The organism is Pseudoclavibacter sp. RFBB5, assembly GCF_002931555.1.
In the GTDB taxonomy this organism is placed as follows: Bacteria; Actinomycetota; Actinomycetes; order Actinomycetales; family Microbacteriaceae; genus Pseudoclavibacter.
Map to the genome: position 1 here is coordinate 265,135 of NZ_PSTZ01000001.1, position 16,179 is coordinate 281,313.

At 70.0% G+C, this 16,179-nt stretch carries 12 protein-coding genes; 8 read left to right on the plus strand and 4 right to left on the minus strand.

Features of this window, described 5'->3' with window-relative positions:
- Positions 1-13 precede the first annotated feature (13 nt).
- Together C5B97_RS01320 and C5B97_RS01325 are read left to right on the plus strand one after the other, a co-directional pair.
- Positions 14-1,690 carry a threonine/serine exporter ThrE family protein gene (locus C5B97_RS01320; RefSeq protein ID WP_104310340.1) on the plus strand — a complete coding sequence of 559 codons (1,677 nt, stop codon included), beginning with the start codon at positions 14-16 and terminating at the stop codon, positions 1,688-1,690.
- 99 nt (positions 1,691-1,789) lie between these two features.
- Positions 1,790-2,830 (plus strand): NAD(P)-dependent alcohol dehydrogenase, encoded by a 1,041-nt coding sequence (locus C5B97_RS01325; protein WP_104310341.1) that lies wholly within the window; start codon positions 1,790-1,792, stop codon positions 2,828-2,830.
- A 254-nt stretch (positions 2,831-3,084) separates the two neighbouring features.
- Here the strand turns inward: C5B97_RS01325 and C5B97_RS01330 are convergent, their stop codons facing one another.
- Positions 3,085-4,266 carry a Gfo/Idh/MocA family protein gene (locus C5B97_RS01330; protein ID WP_104310342.1) on the minus strand — a complete coding sequence of 394 codons (1,182 nt, stop codon included), beginning with the start codon at positions 4,264-4,266 and terminating at the stop codon, positions 3,085-3,087.
- 146 nt (positions 4,267-4,412) lie between these two features.
- On the opposite strand from C5B97_RS01330, the gene C5B97_RS01335 reads away from it, so the two are divergent.
- Positions 4,413-6,989: an excinuclease ABC subunit UvrA gene (locus C5B97_RS01335; RefSeq protein ID WP_258067823.1), complete on the plus strand. Its 2,577-nt coding sequence runs from the start codon at positions 4,413-4,415 to the stop codon at positions 6,987-6,989.
- A gap of 81 nt (positions 6,990-7,070) precedes the next feature.
- Here C5B97_RS01335 and C5B97_RS01340 read toward each other — a convergent pair whose 3' ends face one another.
- Both C5B97_RS01340 and C5B97_RS01345 read right to left on the minus strand, forming a co-directional pair.
- Positions 7,071-7,271, minus strand: a complete 201-nt coding sequence (locus C5B97_RS01340; RefSeq protein ID WP_104310344.1) for a twin-arginine translocase TatA/TatE family subunit — start codon at positions 7,269-7,271, stop codon at positions 7,071-7,073.
- Between the two features lie 77 nt (positions 7,272-7,348).
- On the minus strand, positions 7,349-8,350 hold the full coding sequence (locus C5B97_RS01345) for an intradiol ring-cleavage dioxygenase (RefSeq protein WP_104310345.1): 1,002 nt from the start codon (positions 8,348-8,350) through the stop codon (positions 7,349-7,351).
- Between the two features lie 170 nt (positions 8,351-8,520).
- Here C5B97_RS01345 and C5B97_RS01350 point away from each other — a divergent pair, with 170 nt between their 5' ends.
- The 3 genes from C5B97_RS01350 to C5B97_RS01360 are packed head-to-tail and all read left to right on the plus strand — an operon-like array spanning position 8,521 to position 13,370.
- Complete coding sequence (locus tag C5B97_RS01350) at positions 8,521-10,140, plus strand: phenylacetate--CoA ligase family protein (RefSeq protein WP_258067824.1); 1,620 nt, start codon at positions 8,521-8,523, stop codon at positions 10,138-10,140.
- A 3-nt stretch (positions 10,141-10,143) separates the two neighbouring features.
- Entirely contained in the window at positions 10,144-12,132 is a 1,989-nt protein-coding gene (locus tag C5B97_RS01355; RefSeq protein WP_104310346.1) for a hypothetical protein, read from the plus strand.
- Entirely contained in the window at positions 12,129-13,370 is a 1,242-nt protein-coding gene (locus tag C5B97_RS01360) for a hypothetical protein (RefSeq protein WP_104310347.1), read from the plus strand. The genes C5B97_RS01355 and C5B97_RS01360 overlap by 4 nt, the downstream gene beginning before the upstream one ends.
- 49 nt (positions 13,371-13,419) lie before the next feature.
- On the opposite strand, the gene C5B97_RS01365 is transcribed toward C5B97_RS01360, so the two are convergent.
- Positions 13,420-14,316 carry an alpha/beta hydrolase gene (locus tag C5B97_RS01365; protein WP_104310348.1) on the minus strand — a complete coding sequence of 299 codons (897 nt, stop codon included), beginning with the start codon at positions 14,314-14,316 and terminating at the stop codon, positions 13,420-13,422.
- A 37-nt stretch (positions 14,317-14,353) separates the two neighbouring features.
- Here C5B97_RS01365 and C5B97_RS01370 point away from each other — a divergent pair, with 37 nt between their 5' ends.
- Positions 14,354-15,013: a hypothetical protein gene (locus C5B97_RS01370; RefSeq protein ID WP_146080689.1), complete on the plus strand. Its 660-nt coding sequence runs from the start codon at positions 14,354-14,356 to the stop codon at positions 15,011-15,013.
- A gap of 75 nt (positions 15,014-15,088) precedes the next feature.
- Positions 15,089-16,138, plus strand: coding sequence for an aromatic acid exporter family protein (locus C5B97_RS01375; protein ID WP_181026847.1), 1,050 nt, complete (start codon positions 15,089-15,091; stop codon positions 16,136-16,138).
- Positions 16,139-16,179: the final 41 nt, after the last annotated feature.

Sequence of the window (16,179 nt, forward strand, 5' to 3'; positions counted from 1 at the left end):
CTAGACTCCCGCCGTGCGCGGTAAGAACTTCTTCGACAACCTGGCCAGAAAGGTCGGCGGCAAGACCCCGTCGACGACTGTGGGGCGCCGCGCGCAGCGTGCCCTCTTGGCCGAGCGCAGCATCCGCGAAGTCCTCGAACTGGCCGTGCGCGTCGGCGAGACGATGCTCGCCCTCGGTGCGTCGGCGACCGACGTGACCGACGCCATCCGCCGAACCACGAAGGCCTTCGGCGTCGACTGCCAGATCGACCTCACGTTCACGTCGATTCTCGTGGTCCACGACGGCGTCAACGACGGGGCCGGCATCAGCCTGCTGCGCGTCGTCAACAGCCGCCTCCCCGACTACGACCGCCTCACCCGCGTCATGGAGCTGTCGCGCGAGATCGCCGCCGACCCGAACGACATCGACGTCGCCGAGACGATCGACGACCCGGCCAAGCTCGAGGAGGCCCTCAACCAGCTCGAGTCGTTCCACCAGCGCCTCGACGAGATCCTCGTCGCCCCGCAGCGATTCCGCCGCTCCATGGTCACCCTCTGGCTTGCCCTCATGGCGGGAGGCGTGGGCTTCCTCCTCGGCGGCGGCCCCCTCGTGTGCCTCCTCTCAGCAGCGACGACGGTGGTCGTCGACCTCGTGCTGCAGGCCCTCGGCCGCTGGGGCCTGCCCGCCTTCTTCCTGCAGATCGCCGGCGCCGCCATCGCGACTGGCGTCGCCGTCGGCCTCCTCGCGGCGCTCCCCGTGCTCCCCGGCGAATTCGCCGCCCTCCCGCCCGCGCTCGTCGTCGCATCCGGCCTGGTCGTGCTGCTCGCCGGGATGTCGTTCGTCGGCGCCGCCGACGATGCCATCAACGGCTTCCCCATCACCGCCATGGGGCGGCTCCTCGAAGTGGTGCTGCTCACGCTGGGCCTCATCGTCGGCATCGCCATCGTGCTCGACGTGGCCCGCGGCCTCGGCATCGACCTGCGCCTCGTCGAACGGTCCGTGCAGCCCTGGCCGTCCGCCGTGCAGGTCATCGGCGCCGCCATCGCGGCCGCCGCCTGGGCGCTCGCCTCCTACGCCACGATGCGCACCGCGTTCGTCGTCATGATCTTCGGCGGCATCGCCTACCTCGGCTACGACGTGCTCGTCACCGCAGGCACGGAGCCGCTCGTCGCGACCGCCGTGCCCGCGCTGATCATCGGCATCCTGGGCGAAGGCCTCTCCCGCAAGCTGCACATCCCCGCCACCATCACAACGGTCTGCGGCACCGTGCCGCTGCTGCCAGGCCTCGCCATCTACCAGGGCATGCTCGACATCACCTCGAGCGACTCCTCCGACGACGGCGTGCTGCGGCTGGTGCAGGCAGGCTCCATCGGCATCGGCATCGCCGGCGGCGTCACCCTCGGCCGCTTCCTCGCCCGCCAGTTCAGGACCCGACGTCGCCGCCGCAACGCGACGCCGGAAGCGAAGGTCATGTCCAAGCGGCAGTTCCGCGGCACCGCAAGTGCCGGACCGGAGACACGCGCGCTGTACATGATCCCCGATGAGGTCGCCGTCGGCCTCGAGACCGGCATGCTGCGCATCGTCTCGGTCGACGAGGTCGTGGATGCAGGGCAGGCGGACGCCGAAGCCGCCGCGCCTCCCGAGCCTTCCGCCCGTCCGCATCCCAACGTCGCCCTCAAACGAGGCGACCTGAGCGCCCGCGGGGAATGACTGTCGGAGGCGAGGCATAGAGTCTCCTCGGTCCCGCCGCGCTCCGAGAACCGGAGCAGGCGAGCGAACGACCTCCAAGCACAACCCGAAGGAGCACGAATGACGACCGCGAAGGCATACGCCGCCCCCTCAGCAACCGAGCCGCTCGAGCCCACCACCATCGAGCGCCGCGCCGTCGGAGAGAACGACGTGCTCATCGACATCGCATACTCCGGCATCTGCCACTCCGACATCCACACGGTGCGCGGCGAATGGGGCAAGGTGCCGTACCCGCTCGCCCCCGGCCACGAGATCGTCGGAACCGTCGCCGAAGTCGGAAGCGGCGTCACCAAGCACAAGGTCGGCGACCGTGTCGGCGTCGGCTGCATGGTCAACTCCTGCCGCGAGTGCGACAACTGCAAGGCCGGCTCCGAGCAGTACTGCACCAACGGCAACGTCATGACGTACGGCGGCAAGGACCGCGACGGCAGCATCACGCAGGGCGGCTACGCCACGAACGTGGTCGTCGACGCCGACTTCGTGCTCAGCGTTCCCGAGAGCATCCCCTACGAGAAGGCCGCGCCGCTGCTCTGCGCCGGCGTCACCACCTACTCGCCCCTCGCGCACTGGCAGGCGGGCCCAGGCAAGAAGGTCGCCGTCGTCGGCATGGGCGGCCTCGGCCACATGGCCGTGAAGATCGCCGTCGCCATGGGCGCCGAGGTGACCGTGCTCTCGCAGACCCTCAGCAAGCAGGAAGACGGGCTGCGCTTCGGCGCCAAGCACTACTACGCGACGAGCGACGAGGCCACGTTCTCCGAGCTGCGGAACACGTTCGACCTCATCATCAACACGGTCAGCGCGAACCTCGACATCGACCAGTACCTGAACCTGCTGACGCTCGACGGCACCATGGTCTACGTCGGCGCACCAGCCCAGCCCATCCCCGTGACCGCCTTCACGCTGTTCAACAACCGCCGCTCCTTCGCGGGGTCGACGATCGGCAGCATCCGCGAGACGCAGGAGATGCTCGACTTCTGCGCCGAGCACGACATCGCACCCGAGGTCGAGCTCATCGAAGCGGCCCAGATCAACGAGGCCTACGAGCGGGTCCTGAAGTCTGACGTCCGCTACCGCTTCGTGATCGACGCGACGACCTTCTAGCGACGGCGCGGCCGACGCTCTCGGCCAGACTGAGGTCTCGGGCTGGAGAACTCGCCTCGTGATGGGAACCTTCCCGCAACGAAGTGAGTTCCCCAGCCCGAGTCTCGTTGGGGGAGTGCCGCGGGGTTTCGGGGTGGGTTGCACGCATGCAGATGCGCTGCAATCCATCCCGAGGCGCGGAACCCAGCCCGAGTCTCGTCGGCAGTCGGCAGTCGGCAGTCGGCAGCCGGGAGTCGGGAGTCGGCAGTCGGCAGCTACGCGCGGGCGGGGACGTCGTGCCAGCGGCCGTCTTCGATGGAGGCCTCTGCGGCCTCGACGATCTGCGCGGCGACGAGCCCATCGGCGACCGACGGCGCGACCTGCTTGCCGGTGACGACGCTCTCCAGGAAGCGGGCGGCCTCGATGGTCTTGAGGTCGTCGAAGCCCATGCCGGTTCCGCCGCCCGGCTGGAAGCGGTGGAACTCGCCGTGGCCGGGGGACATGTAGACGGTCGTGTAGCCGTAGGGGTTCGACGAGTCGAGGCAGACCTCGAGCTCGTTGAGGCGCTGGAAGTCCCACCGCAGCGAACCGTTCGTGCCGTAGACCTCGAGGGCGTACTCGGCGCGGGGCCCGCGCATGATGCGGCTGGAGTCCATGATGCCGATGGCGCCGTTGTCGAAGCGCATGAGCAGTGCCGCGTAGTCCTCGTTCTCGACGGGCTTCAGCTCGCCCGTACCCGGCGCCGAACGGTCGACGATGCCCGTGCCCGGTGCGGGGCGCTCGGTGATGAACGTCTCCGCCGTCGCCGAGACGCTGCCGATGCGGCCGACGACGTGCTGGGCGAGGTCGAGGCCGTGCGAGAGGAGGTCTCCGAGCACGCCAGAGCCGGCGCGTTCGCGTTCGAACCGCCACGTGAGCGGCGCGAGGGCGTCGGATGAGTAGTCGGCGAGGAGCGCGCCGCGCACGTTCGTGACCCGGCCGATCGCGCCCTCTTCGATGAGCTGCTTCATGTGCGCGATCGCGGGCGCGTTGCGGTAGTTGAACCCGACGGCGGTGACGATGCCGGCTGCATCCACTGCGGATGCGATGCGCCGCGAGTCGGACGCGTAGCGCCCCATGGGCTTCTCGATCCAGAACGGCTTGCCTGCTTCGGCGGCCGCGATCGCCATCTCGGCGTGGAGGAAGTTGGGCGAGCAGATCGAGACGACGTCGACCTCGGGGTCGGCGAGCACCTCGTGGTAGTCGGCGACGGTGCGCTCGAAGCCGAGGCGCTCCTCGGCCTGCGCGCGCGCCTCTGGCACGGGGTCGGCGGCGACGACGAGGCGCGTCTTGATGCCGAGCTCTGGGAAGTGGTCTGGCACGGCGCGGTAGGCGCGCGAGTGGAGGCGGCCCATCCAGCCGACGCTGATGAGGCCGACCCCGATGGTGCGGGGGCTGGTGGCGGTCTGGTCTGTCATGGGAACTCCTTTGTCCAGGTTGGAGCTGTCATATGTTCGGACAACGAGACATTTCTACTCCGTTCGCTCCCGTCGTAGCTCTGCGTAACCTTGCGTTACCTGAAGGCGCCCAGTTTCGGCGCACGCACGGCCGTCATGCTGGGTCGATGGTTTTCGCCGAGGGACAGATGTCAGCTGGGGCACCGGATCGAGTGGTCGTGCGGGGCGCGCGCGAGCACAACCTTCGCGGCGTGAACGTGGACATCCCGAGGAACGCGCTCGTCGCATTCACGGGCGTCTCCGGTTCGGGGAAGAGCTCGCTCGCCTTCGGCACGCTGTACGCGGAGGCGCAGCGCCGCTACTTCGAATCGGTCGCTCCGTACGCGCGCCGCCTGATGAACCAGGTCTCCCCACCCGACGTCGACTCGGTCGAGGGCCTGCCGCCGGCGGTCGCGCTCCCGCAGCAGCGGGGCGGTGGCAGTGCGCGCTCGACGGTCGGCAGCACCTCCACGATCGCGAACGTCGTGCGGATGCTCTTCTCGAGGGTGGGGGAGTACCCGGCCGGCGCGCCCATGCTGCTCGCGGAGGACTTCTCGGCGAACACTGTGCAGGGTGCCTGCCCGAACTGTCACGGCCTCGGCCGTGTCTACGAGGTGCCGGAATCGCTCATGGTCCCAGATGCGTCGCTCAGCATCCGCGATGGGGCGATCGCCGCCTGGCCGACGGCCTGGCACGGCAAGCAGCTGCGCGACAGCCTCGTCTCGCTCGGCTACGACATCGAAATCCCGTGGCGCGAGGTGCCCGCCCAGCAGCGGTCGTGGCTGCTGCACACGACCGAGAAGCCGCAGGTGCCGGTGTTCACGGGCAGGTCGCCGGCGCAGGTGCGCGCGGCTGTCGCGGCGGGAGACGAGCCCTCCTATATGAGCACGTTCGTCGGCGTGAAGCGGTACGTGCTCGACACGTTCGCGAACTCGAAGAGCGAGCGGATGCGCGAGAAGGCCGCCGCGTTCATGGAGAGCGTGATCTGCCCAGACTGTCGCGGAACGAGGCTGAAGCCGGATGCGCTCGCAGTGACGTTCGAGGGACGCGACATCACGCAGATCGCGGCGATGCCGCTTCGTGAGCTGGCCGCACTCATGAAGCAGGTGCTTGGCCCCGAGTGGGAGCGCTCGCGGGGAGCAGCGCTGGCGCCCGAGCAGGTGCTCGCCGCCCGACGCCTGGCGGGCGAGCTCTGCGCTCGCCTCGCGCCGCTCTCGGACCTCGGGCTCGGCTACCTCTCCCTCGACCGGCAGACCGGCACGCTGTCCGGCGGCGAGCTCCAGCGGCTGCGCCTCGCCAACCAGCTCCTCGCCGGCCTCTTCGGCGTCGTGTTCGTGCTCGACGAGCCCTCGGCAGGCCTGCACCCCGCGGACACCGAGGCGCTGCTGGGGATCCTTCGGGGCCTCCGGGACCGCGGCAACACCGTCTTCTACGTCGAGCATTCGCTCGACGTCATCCGCGAGGCCGACTGGATCGTCGACATCGGCCCGGGGGCCGGCGCTACCGGCGGCCGCATCGTCTACTCCGGGGGCCTCGACGGCCTGCGCGGCGCCGAGGAATCGGTGACGCGTCGCTACCTGTTCGACGGCCCCGACTCTCCCAGGCCGACGATCCGCGCGCCGCGGCCCCGCGACCAGCGCGTCGCCCTCGACGAGGTCGTGCGCAACAACATCCGCGGCCTCTCGGTGGAGTTCCCGCTCGGCTGCCTGACCGCGGTCACCGGTGTCTCGGGGTCGGGCAAGACGACGCTCGTCAACCAGGCGCTCCCCGACCTGCTGCGCGCGAGTCTCGCCAGCGAGGTCGGCGAGACGACCGCCACGGACGAGCCGGACCGCAACGACCCGATGCTCGCGGTGGAAGCAGCGGCGACACAGGGTCGGGCCGTCGGGCCAGCCAACCGACTCAAGCGGATCGTGCAGGTCAGCCAGGCGCCCATCGGCCGCACCTCGCGCTCGAACGTCGCGACGTACACGGGGCTGTTCGACCGCATCCGCTCGCTGTTCGCGTCGACGGATGAGGCGAAGCGGCGCCGCTACAGCGCCAGCCGTTTCTCGTTCAATCTGCCAAGCGGCAGGTGCCCGACCTGCAAGGGTGAGGGCACGATGGAGGTCGAGCTGCTCTTCCTGCCCACGGTGCAGGCGCCCTGCTCGACCTGCGGCGGCAGGCGCTACAACGCCGAGACGCTGGAGGTCGAGTTCGAGGGCTCCTCGATCGCCGACGTGCTCGACCTGAGCGTCACCGCGGCGCGAGAGAAGTTCGCCGGTCGCGCCGACGTGCTCCAGCACCTGGACGCGCTCGCGGATGTGGGCCTCGGCTACGTCTCGCTCGGCCAGCCCGCGCCCGAGCTGTCGGGAGGGGAGGCGCAGCGGGTGAAGCTCGCCTCGGAGCTGCGCCGCGCGCAGCAGGGGGACACGCTCTACCTGCTCGACGAGCCGACATCCGGGCTCCACCCCGCCGACTCCGATCGCCTGCTCGGGCACCTGCACGACCTCGTCGACCTGGGGAACACCGTCGTCATGGTCGAGCACGACATGCGCGTCGTCGCGGGGGCCGACTGGGTCGTCGACATGGGGCCGGGCGCGGGGGATGAGGGCGGCGAGATCGTCGCGCAGGGCACCCCGCAAGAGGTCGCCGCGGTCGAGGGCAGCGCGACGTCCGCGTACCTGAAGGCGGCGGTGGATCGGCTCGCGGCGACTGGGGTGTGAGGGCGACGGATGCGCGGGCGAGGCTCTGCTGGCGAGCGTGAGGGATTCGGCCGACCGGCGCATCCTGTCGTCACGAGGGTCTCAGCGCCCGCGCGGGGCTGAACCGTCCGCACCGCCGGCCTCTGGCGTCAGCTCCGCGTCGAGGTTGCGCACCTCCGTCTTGAGGATGCGCATCGACTGACCGACGCTCTTCGCGAGGGCCGGCAGCTTCGAGGCGCCGAAGATGAGCACGATGATGGCGAGCACGGCGATGCCATGCCAGCCCGTGAGGTTCGCGAGCATGATGGTCGCCTTCCTTTCTGTGGGTCTGTCGGGGTCGCGGGCGCTTGAAGTGCTCCGCCAGATGGGATGCGCGGGGCTCAGCTGCCGGGGCCTCCAGAGTTTCCGGGGCCGCCGGAACCGCCAGGCCCACCTGCGCCCCCGCCGCCTGACGGCGCGGCTCCCGCGGTCGGGGCGGTCGCGGTGTCGACGCGCACGGTGAGTGCGACGTTGTAACCGCTTGTCGCATCGCCCGTGACCGTCGCGAGCTGCAGCGCACCGCCGTCGTCGCCGAACACGTTGTCGGAGTCGAGGCTGACCTGCGCCAGGTTGGACGCGGATCCCTCGTAGCCGGCGAGCGCGTAGACGGCGCTCGAGGCGTACTCGGGCAGGGCGACCTGCGAGGTCGAGATGGCGTTCGTCGACTCGGTGATGTCGTCGATCGTGGGGTACACCTCGAAGTGGATGTGCGGCCATCGCCCCGTGTAGCAGGCGGGGAAGATCGAGGTGAAGGTGACGCTGCCAGAACCGTCGGCGACCTGCACGCCGCGCAGGAACGTCTCGTTCTCGATACCCTCCGAGTACATGGAGTAGCCGCCGGTCGCGTCGCAGTGCCAGACGTACACGGCGACGTCCTCGAAGGGCCGGTCGCCGTTCGCCATGTCGAGCACCGTCAGGGTGAGGGTCATGGGCACGCCGGCCGCGGCCATGGTGCTGCCGATGCTCGTGCGGATGTCGCTGCGCACGACCCCGGACTGCTCGAGCACGTCGGCTCCGTTCGAGCCATCGCCGGGGTAGGGGCCGGCCGTCTCGTCGGGGATCTCGCTCGCTGGCAGGGAGCCTGCCGTCGCTGTGGCGCTCGCGGATGGGGTGGCGCTGGCGGTGGCCGTGCTCGAGGCGCCTGATCTCGTCGGCGCGCAGGCGGCGAGTGCGACCGTCCCGACTCCGACGCCGAAGACGCTGAGCAGTCCCCGCCGCGACATGAGCGTGCCGAGGTCGAACGCGACGCCCTGGTCGACGACCTCCTCGTCTGCGCGGTCGAGGAGCCTGCCTTCGTAGGCGGGGCCGTCCGGCGTGAGGTCGGGCTCGGGGATCTTGATCATGGTGGCTCTCCTGGTCTGTTTCACGGAACTTCGGACAGCCTCGGTTGCTCCTCAGGCAGGGGGCTATGGCGCAGCTATGTCTGAGCTATGGCGGAGATCCCAGGCCGAATGTCCGTGGCTCGTGCTTAGCTATGCGCACACTTCAGGGAAGACGTGAACGGGGGAGCGACGTGACTCAGCAGCTCGATGTCCGGGAAGACAGATCAGGCAGCACGGCGGCGCCGGGACCAGCCGGTCTGCAGCGTGCGTCGAAGCTCCGGCAGTCCCTCCTGCGGCTCGGGTCTGGCGCCCTCACGAAGACCTACGACCTGTACCACCTGCATCCGGCCGTCTGGCGGTGGACCGCACGCCACTACGTGCCCGCCATGGGCGACTTCGCGAAGTTCAACGCGTGGATGATCTGCCAGCGCGCGAACCTCGACGTGCCCGCCTACCAGCGGTGGCTGCACGAGAACGACTTCAGGTTCCGGTGGTGGCAGCTCTCCAGCTACCCGGAGACGAACAAAGACGACTACGTCAAGCGCTACACGGAAGACGAGCGCTGCTGGGGCGGCGAGATCGACACGATCGGCACGGTCGTCGACGAATCGAGCGGGTCGAGCGGGTCACCCTTCAACTGGATCCGCGGTCGGCACGAGCTCAAGACCATCCACAACAACGTGGCGGGATACATCACGCTGCTGTTCGGCACGAAGAAGCTCTTCGGCATCAACGCCTTCTCGATGGGCGCCTGGGCGACCGGCACCAATACCGGGCATGCGCTCTCGAAGATCTCCATGGTGAAGAACACCGGTCCAGACATCGACAAGATCGTCGACACCATCCGCCACTTCGGGCCGAAGTACCAGTACCTGGTGAGCGCCTACCCGCCCTTCCTGAAGCACCTCCGCGACCGGCTCGACGGCGAGGAGTGGTTCGACTGGTCGAAGCACCGCCTCAACGGCTTCGTCGGCGGGGAGGCGATGACGGAGGGCCTGCGCGACTACCTCGAGGAGCGCTTCGGCCGCGTCTACTCGGGGTACGGGGCCTCCGACCTCACGATCGGCATGGCCGGGGAGTCGGATGCCTGCGTGTGGCTGCGCCGCGCGATGTTCGCCGACGAACGGCTGCGGCGGGTTCTCCTCGGCGACGACGAGTCGCGCATCCCGATGGTCTTCCAGTACAACCCCCTCGAGACCTACCTCGAGACCAACGACGACAACGAGCTCGTCGTGACGCTGAACTCCTCTGCGGTGCTCAGCCCGAAGCTGCGCTACAACATCGGCGACGAGGCGAAGATCCTCTCGTTCCCCGAGGTGCGAGAGAAGATCGCCGAGCTCGACCCGGCGCTGTCGAGGGCATTCCACCGGGCGTTCGCGGTGCAGCGGATGAAGCTGCCCTTCCTCTTGCTCTTCGGTCGGAAGGACTCGACGATCTCCTACATGGGGGCCAACCTGTACCCGATCGACATCGAGAACGGGCTCTACCGCGACAACCCGCACGCCGGCGACATCGAGTCGTTCAAGCTCGGCCTGCTCGAGCTCGACGGGCACGAGCAGCGGCCCGTCGTGCACCTCCAGCTACGCGACGGAGCGATGCTGACCGACGACGAGGTCGCGAAGCTCAGCGAGACGACCAGGCTCGGCATCGTCGAGCACCTGGCCTCGGTCTCGCGCGACTTCGCGCAGTCGCTCGACGAGGACCCGTCGACGGGCGACCTCCGCATCGAGGTGCATCCCTTCGGCACGGGGCCGTTCACGGGAGGCAACGCGAAGATCAAGAACGTCTACGTCATCAAGAACGCCGAGTAGGCCGTGTTCACGACAGACTTCTCGAAGGCGCCCATTCAAGGACGGGCCGAGGCGCTCGTCATCGTCGAGGGGCGCAGCGCCGAGCACGACGGCGTGATCTGGCGGCAGCGCTTCCGCGACCGACGAGTCGTCGGTGAGCTCCTGCTCTTCGAGAGCATCGAGCAAGCGCGGGAGGTCGCCGCCTCGCATCGGGGACGCACGAAGCTGCTGCTCGCAGAGGCCCGCGGCTACTCGAACGGCATCTGGCGGGCCGACCCCGAGCCGCCGCCCGGCGAGATGGCGCACAACCCGCACTTCGCGCCGGTCACAAAGGAATGGGAACAGGGTCGCACTCCGCCGCTCGTCGCCGAGCCCACGCGCAAGCCGAAGAAGCTGACCACCCCCATCCCACCGCCGTCGCACACGATCTTCGACACTGCATCGATGTTCGTCGGTGCAACCCGCTACACGACCCCCTTCGCCTGGGCCGTGACGGGCCGCATCTGGGGGCAGATGACCGGCAAGATGCGACGGATGCCCGACTACTGCTGGCACGGCATCTACTGGGAGGCGCCATGGACGCTCGGGACCCTCGCGAGCTTCTCGACGCGCGACGCACTCATCCGCTTCGCCAGGATGCCCGAGCACCGCCACCTCATGCAGTGGATCGTGAAGGACACGAAGAACGCCGACGCCGGGTTCATCCGCCTCTTCGCCAGCGAGGAGGAACTGGCGAGCGTCGAGGGTGGCGCGACGCAGGCGGCTGACTCGGCGGGGCCGGGGGCAGACGCGGCCCGTGCCCGCACTCCCGCTGTGACAGGCAGCGCCGACCGGCCCGCGCGCCAGCCCGCCATCGAGGTGAAGCGCGTGGAGTCCGAGCTCGAGTTCCTGGAGTTCGTCGAGCTGCCGGGACGTGTGTCCGACCCGAGCCGCGAGGTGCCAGTGCTCGAGTCGACGCTCCGTTCCTGGTGGAAGGGCAAGGGGGCGCACGAGTCGACGGTCGAGCTGCTCATCGCCTACCGGGGCGGCGAGCCGGTCGCCCGTACGGTCGCGCACACGAGCGCCGCGTTGGACGCGAAGCTCGACTCGAGTCTGCAGCTGTTCGGAGCCGTCGCGGCCGCCGATGCGGAGGCGCTCGGTGCGATCATCACCGCCCTCGAGGGGCGTGCCGGGAAGGTCGGGCGGCGGGAACTCCTCGGCCCCGTCACTCTGCTCCCGAACCAGGTGGGCGGCGTCATCACGAGCGGCTTCAGCGAGCGGGGCTTCGTGGAGGGCGCCTGGAACCCCGACTGGGTGCCCGCCGCCTACGAGCGGCTCGGCTTCACGACCTGGAACGAGTCGGCGACCTGGATCGCGCGCCTCGAGCAGGGGCGCCTCGGCCAGATCGAGGGCGACGCCTTCACTGCCCCCACCGATGCGGAGCTCGCAGCCGCCGGCGTCGTCATCGAGCGGGCGTCGCGGTTGCGCTTCCCGCGCGACGTCGCGCGCCAGCGGGAGCTGGTCAACGCCGCGTTTGCCGAGCTGCCCTACTACACGCAGATCTCTCCGGCCCAGATGCGCGAGGCGACCAGCGGGCTCGTCGCCATCATCGATCCCAGCATCTGGGCGTTCGCGCTCGACACGAAGACCCGCGAGCCGCTCGGGTTCCTGCTCTGCGTCCCCGACGTCACGCGCATCGTGCAGCGCTCCTCCGGCCGCATCGGCCCGAGGCAGCTGCTCGAGATCTGGCGGTCGAAGCGGGAGCCGAGAGAAGCCGTCCTCACCATCCAGGGCACCGTCCCCGAGGCGCGGGGGCGCGGCATCAGCACGCTCCTCGGTCGGACCGTCGGGGAGGCGCTCATCGAGGGCGGGTACACGGCGCTGCGCTCGACCTACATCGGACACGACAACCCGGCGTCGGCGCGGCAGCTCAGCCGAATGGGCGGCGAGGTGCTGCACAAGACCGTGTTCTACAGGAAGCAGGTGGGCGCGGTGCCTGGCCCGCGCACAAGCAACGAGGGGGAGCAGCGATGACCAGCATCCACACGCTGAACCAGATCATCGCCGACGCGGCGTCGGCGCCATCGGCCCACAACACCCAGCCCTGGTCGCCGCGGATGATCGGCGACGGAGAAGCGGTCGAGCTCCGAGTCGCGCGCACGCGGACCCTGCCGGCCTCGGACCCAACCGGGCGTGACACCCTGCTCGGCCTGGGCGCGTGGCTCGAAGCGTTCAGCGTCAGCGCGGCCGCGCACCGAGTGGACTTCGATGTCGAGCTCCTGCCCGCGCTCGCGGACCCGGAGGCCATCGTGCACGCGAGGAGCGACGAGCCCGTGCTCCGCATCCAGCTGCGCCGAGCCCCGGACGACGGTGGCGACGGCCAAGGGAGCGGCACCCCGAACGAGAACACCAGCGCGAGCGGCAGCGCCAGCGGCACCGGCGCCCACGAGCACGGCACCGCGGTGCCTACGCCTGGCAGCAGGAGCGCGGCCGCCGGGGGCGCGGCACCTGCATCTTCGGCAGGTCCGGATTCCGACCGACAGCTGCTGGCATCGCGGAAGACGGTGCGCAGCGATCTCGCGCCAGCGAAGGGGCTCGTGATCGAGCTCGCCAGTTCGCTGCCCGACTGGCTGCGGCTCGTGCCCGTCGACGCCGACGACCTGCGGCACTTCTCCTCGCTCGGCACCGCCGACACTCTGCGGGATCCCGCCGTTGCGCGCGAGCTCGCGCACTGGCTGCGGGTGCACCCCACGCATCCGCGTTACCACGTCGACGGGCTCAACGACCGGGTGCTCGGGTTACCCGCGGTCGCCTCGCGCCTCGTGTCGCCCTTCACGCGCAATCGCCGCCTGCGCGAGGCCGCGGTGCGCATCGTGACCCCGGTCGGGGAGCTGTGGCGCCGCGCGCTGCTCGAAGTGCCGGTCTCGGCGGCGGGCGAGGACGCGCCCGCCGCGGCGACCGCCTTCGTGCTGGTGGCCGACAGCAAGCTGCTCGACCTCGGATCGGGTGCAGAGGTGACCCGCGCGCTCAACTCCCCGCTCGGACTCCCACCGGAACGGGTGCTGGAGGCCGGCCAGGCGCTCATGCGGCTGTGGCTGATGGCCACGGCCCGCGGAGCGGCATTCGCGCCAGCCTCCGAGATCATCGACTCGTCGCTCGCGCAGGGCGAGCTGCGCTATCGACTCGGGCTCTCGCGCCGCGACGTGCCGCTCTTCGTCACGCGGGTCGGTGCGGCAAGGGACCCGAACCCGCCGCGCGCGCCGCGCCGCTGACCGGCTCGGCCAGCCGAGTGCCCGGGTTGCGGGAAGGCGCGCTGACAGCTCAGCCCAGCCCGCGCATCCACTCGGAAATCAAGTCGATGCCGCGCGTGAACGCGGGGTCGCGCGGTCGGTTCAAGAACGCGTGCGTACTGCCGGTCAGCACGCGGTACTCGGTGTCGACACCCGCCTCGGCGAGCTCGCGGGCGAAGAGGGAGCCGGATGCGCGCATCGCGTCGCGGTCCGCATCCACCACCAGGCAGGGCGGGAAGCCGCTCAGGTCGTGGCCTCCGGGGAACGCGTCGGGACGCGGCAGGACCTCCTCGCTGCCCGCGTAGTTGAGGTTCATCGCACCGATCAGCCACGGTGTGTGGACGTAACGGCGGCTGCCACGCAGACGACTCATCAGCTCGGGCGAGCGCTCGGGCAGCTCAGCGTGGAACGTGCCGTACGTGAAAAAGAGCCCGCGTAGGGGCGACGCCCCAGCACGCTCGTAGCGGTAGGCCGCCGCCGCCGCGAGGCATGCCCCGGCGCTCGCACCGCCGAGCACAACCCCATCGTCGCTCCGTGCGCTGACCCCGTCGATGACCGCCATCACATCGTCGAGCGGGATCGGGAAGCGGATCTCCGGCCGACGCTGGCGGCGGGAGCTCCTCGGAACCGGTGCGCCCCTGCGCCCCGCCCGCTCTCTCCCGCCGAGGGTCACGAGCCGGTAGTCGACGGTCGTCACCTCGAACCCCGCCCGTGCCAGGGCAACCGCGACCTCGTGCGTCTCCGGCTGGTCGAGGCCGCCAGAGTAGAAGCCGCCCCCGTGCAGCCAGATGACGGGGCGAATCGGCGAGCGCGCAGCACTGCCGTCGGCGGGGGCGTAGGTCCGCACCGGGACCTGGCCGTGCGGTCCGGCAACGGCGGAGTTCGTCGCATCCACCCCGTGCGGTGCAGTCGGCGAGCGTCTCGGCATCCGCCCACAATACGGGCACACGCCCTAGGCTCTTCTGATGCACGAGCTACGCCTCTCCCCGGAAACCCAGCGTCGGGCCATCGCTCTGAACATGAGGCAGTCCTGGATCAGCCTGGCCATGCTCGCGCCCATCCTCCTGGTGCTCGTCGTCATCTTCTCGCTCCAGGATTTCTGGCTCGGCTTCGGCTACGGCATGCTCGTTGTCGTGCTCATCGGCGGGTCCGTGCCGCTCTCGATCTGGCTCGCCCGCACATCGATGCGCGAGACCTACATCCGGTTCGGCGACGGCTGGATCGAGCACAGGTGGATGTTCCGCACGCGCCGGTTCGCGGCGGCCGAGGCGACCAGCGTCGTCACGGTCGACCAGATGACGCTCGGCGGCTTGATGGGCGCCCCCACGCACCACCTCATCGTCACGGGCCGCGACCGAAGGCTGCTGATCCTCGTCGGACAGATGTGGACTCAGCAGCAGCTCACCGCGATGATGCACGACCTCGCGAGCCGCGGAGTGCCGTGGATCTCCGTCCCCGAGCCGATCACCCCTCCGCAGCTGCGCGCCAGGGACCCGCGACTCGTGCCCTGGTGGCAGGCGCATCCCGTCGCCTTCGCGCTGCTGATCGCCGGTGCGACGTTCGCCGTCGTCATCATCCTGGCCATCGTCGTGGCATTCGCGATCTTCACGGCGACGACGAGCTGACCGCGCCGAGCTGGCTGGCCGTGCCGCTGGGCGACGCCTGGGCGTTGGCCCCGCCCGGCGTCCTACGCTGAGCACGTGCGCTCCCTCACCCGTCTCACCGGCCTCGATCGGATTCAGGCGAGCAAGCGCGTGCCCGCCCTGCAGGTCGCGAAGACCGCCGTCGCTGCGGTCGGCGCGTGGTTGCTGGCCGGCTGGCTCATCCCTGGCCCCCTGCCGGTCTTCGCGGCCGTCGCCGCGCTGCTCGTCGTGCAGCCGAGCGTCAACCAGTCGTTCGCGAAGGCCCTCGAGCGAAGCGCCGGAGTGGTCATCGGCGTCGCCGTCGCGAGCGCCATCTCGCTGGTCCTCGGCCCGCAGTCGTGGGTGATCCTCCTCGCGATCGTCGTCGCGATGATCGTCGCCTGGCTGCTGCGCATGACCTCCACAACCAGCAACCAGGTCGCCATCAGCGCCATGCTCGTCCTGGCGCTCGGCGCATCCACCCCCGAGTACGCGCTCGACCGCATCCTCGAGACCCTCATCGGCGCCGCCTTCGGGCTGCTCATCAACGCCGTGATCCTGCCGCCAGTGCTCGTCGGCCCGGCCCAGCGTGACACCGCGATGCTCGGCAACGAGATCGCCGCGTCGCTCGAGCGCCTCGCCGACGCCATCGAGCAGCCGCAGACCCCCGCGAGCCTCACCGAGCTGCTCCTCAAGGCACGCCTCCTGAGGCCCATGGCGGGTGTCGCCGAGAACTCCATCGCCGACGGGCTCGAGTCGCTCACCTTCAACCCGCGGAAGTCGAGGCACCACGAAGAGCTCGTCGAATGCGAAGAGCTGCTCGACCGCTTCCGCCCCATCGTCACCCAGCTCACCGGCATGACCCGCGCCGTCGCCGAACACTGGGAGCCGACGCTCGCCGACGAACCGCAGGCCATCGCCATCGCCGAGCAGCTGCGACGGGCCGCGCACGACACGCGCATCCTCATCCCGAGCGAACCGGGGGAGCCGCAGTCGTTCATCCTGGAGCCGCCGGCCCTCACCGCGCCGCTGGTCGTCTCAGCGCCGAAGGGTGGCAGCTGGGTGCTGATCGGCTCGCTCATCGAAGACCTCCGCCGCATCCACGAGGGCCTCACCGCAGAGGCGTAGGCGTGGTGGCAGGGCGCTGTTCTGGCCCGAGTCGCCGCGTC

Bases quoted from the DNA above. Each gene is read 5' to 3' on its own strand.
- C5B97_RS01325 (WP_104310341.1), top strand. From the start codon at position 1,790: ATGACGACCGCGAAGGCATACGCCGCCCCCTCAGCAACCGAGCCGCTC.
- C5B97_RS01330 (WP_104310342.1), bottom strand. From the start codon at position 4,266: ATGACAGACCAGACCGCCACCAGCCCCCGCACCATCGGGGTCGGCCTC.
- C5B97_RS01335 (WP_258067823.1), top strand. From the start codon at position 4,413: ATGGTTTTCGCCGAGGGACAGATGTCAGCTGGGGCACCGGATCGAGTG.
- C5B97_RS01340 (WP_104310344.1), bottom strand. From the start codon at position 7,271: ATGCTCGCGAACCTCACGGGCTGGCATGGCATCGCCGTGCTCGCCATC.
- C5B97_RS01345 (WP_104310345.1), bottom strand. From the start codon at position 8,350: ATGATCAAGATCCCCGAGCCCGACCTCACGCCGGACGGCCCCGCCTAC.
- C5B97_RS01360 (WP_104310347.1), top strand. From the start codon at position 12,129: ATGACCAGCATCCACACGCTGAACCAGATCATCGCCGACGCGGCGTCG.
- C5B97_RS01365 (WP_104310348.1), bottom strand. From the start codon at position 14,316: ATGCCGAGACGCTCGCCGACTGCACCGCACGGGGTGGATGCGACGAAC.
- C5B97_RS01370 (WP_146080689.1), top strand. From the start codon at position 14,354: ATGCACGAGCTACGCCTCTCCCCGGAAACCCAGCGTCGGGCCATCGCT.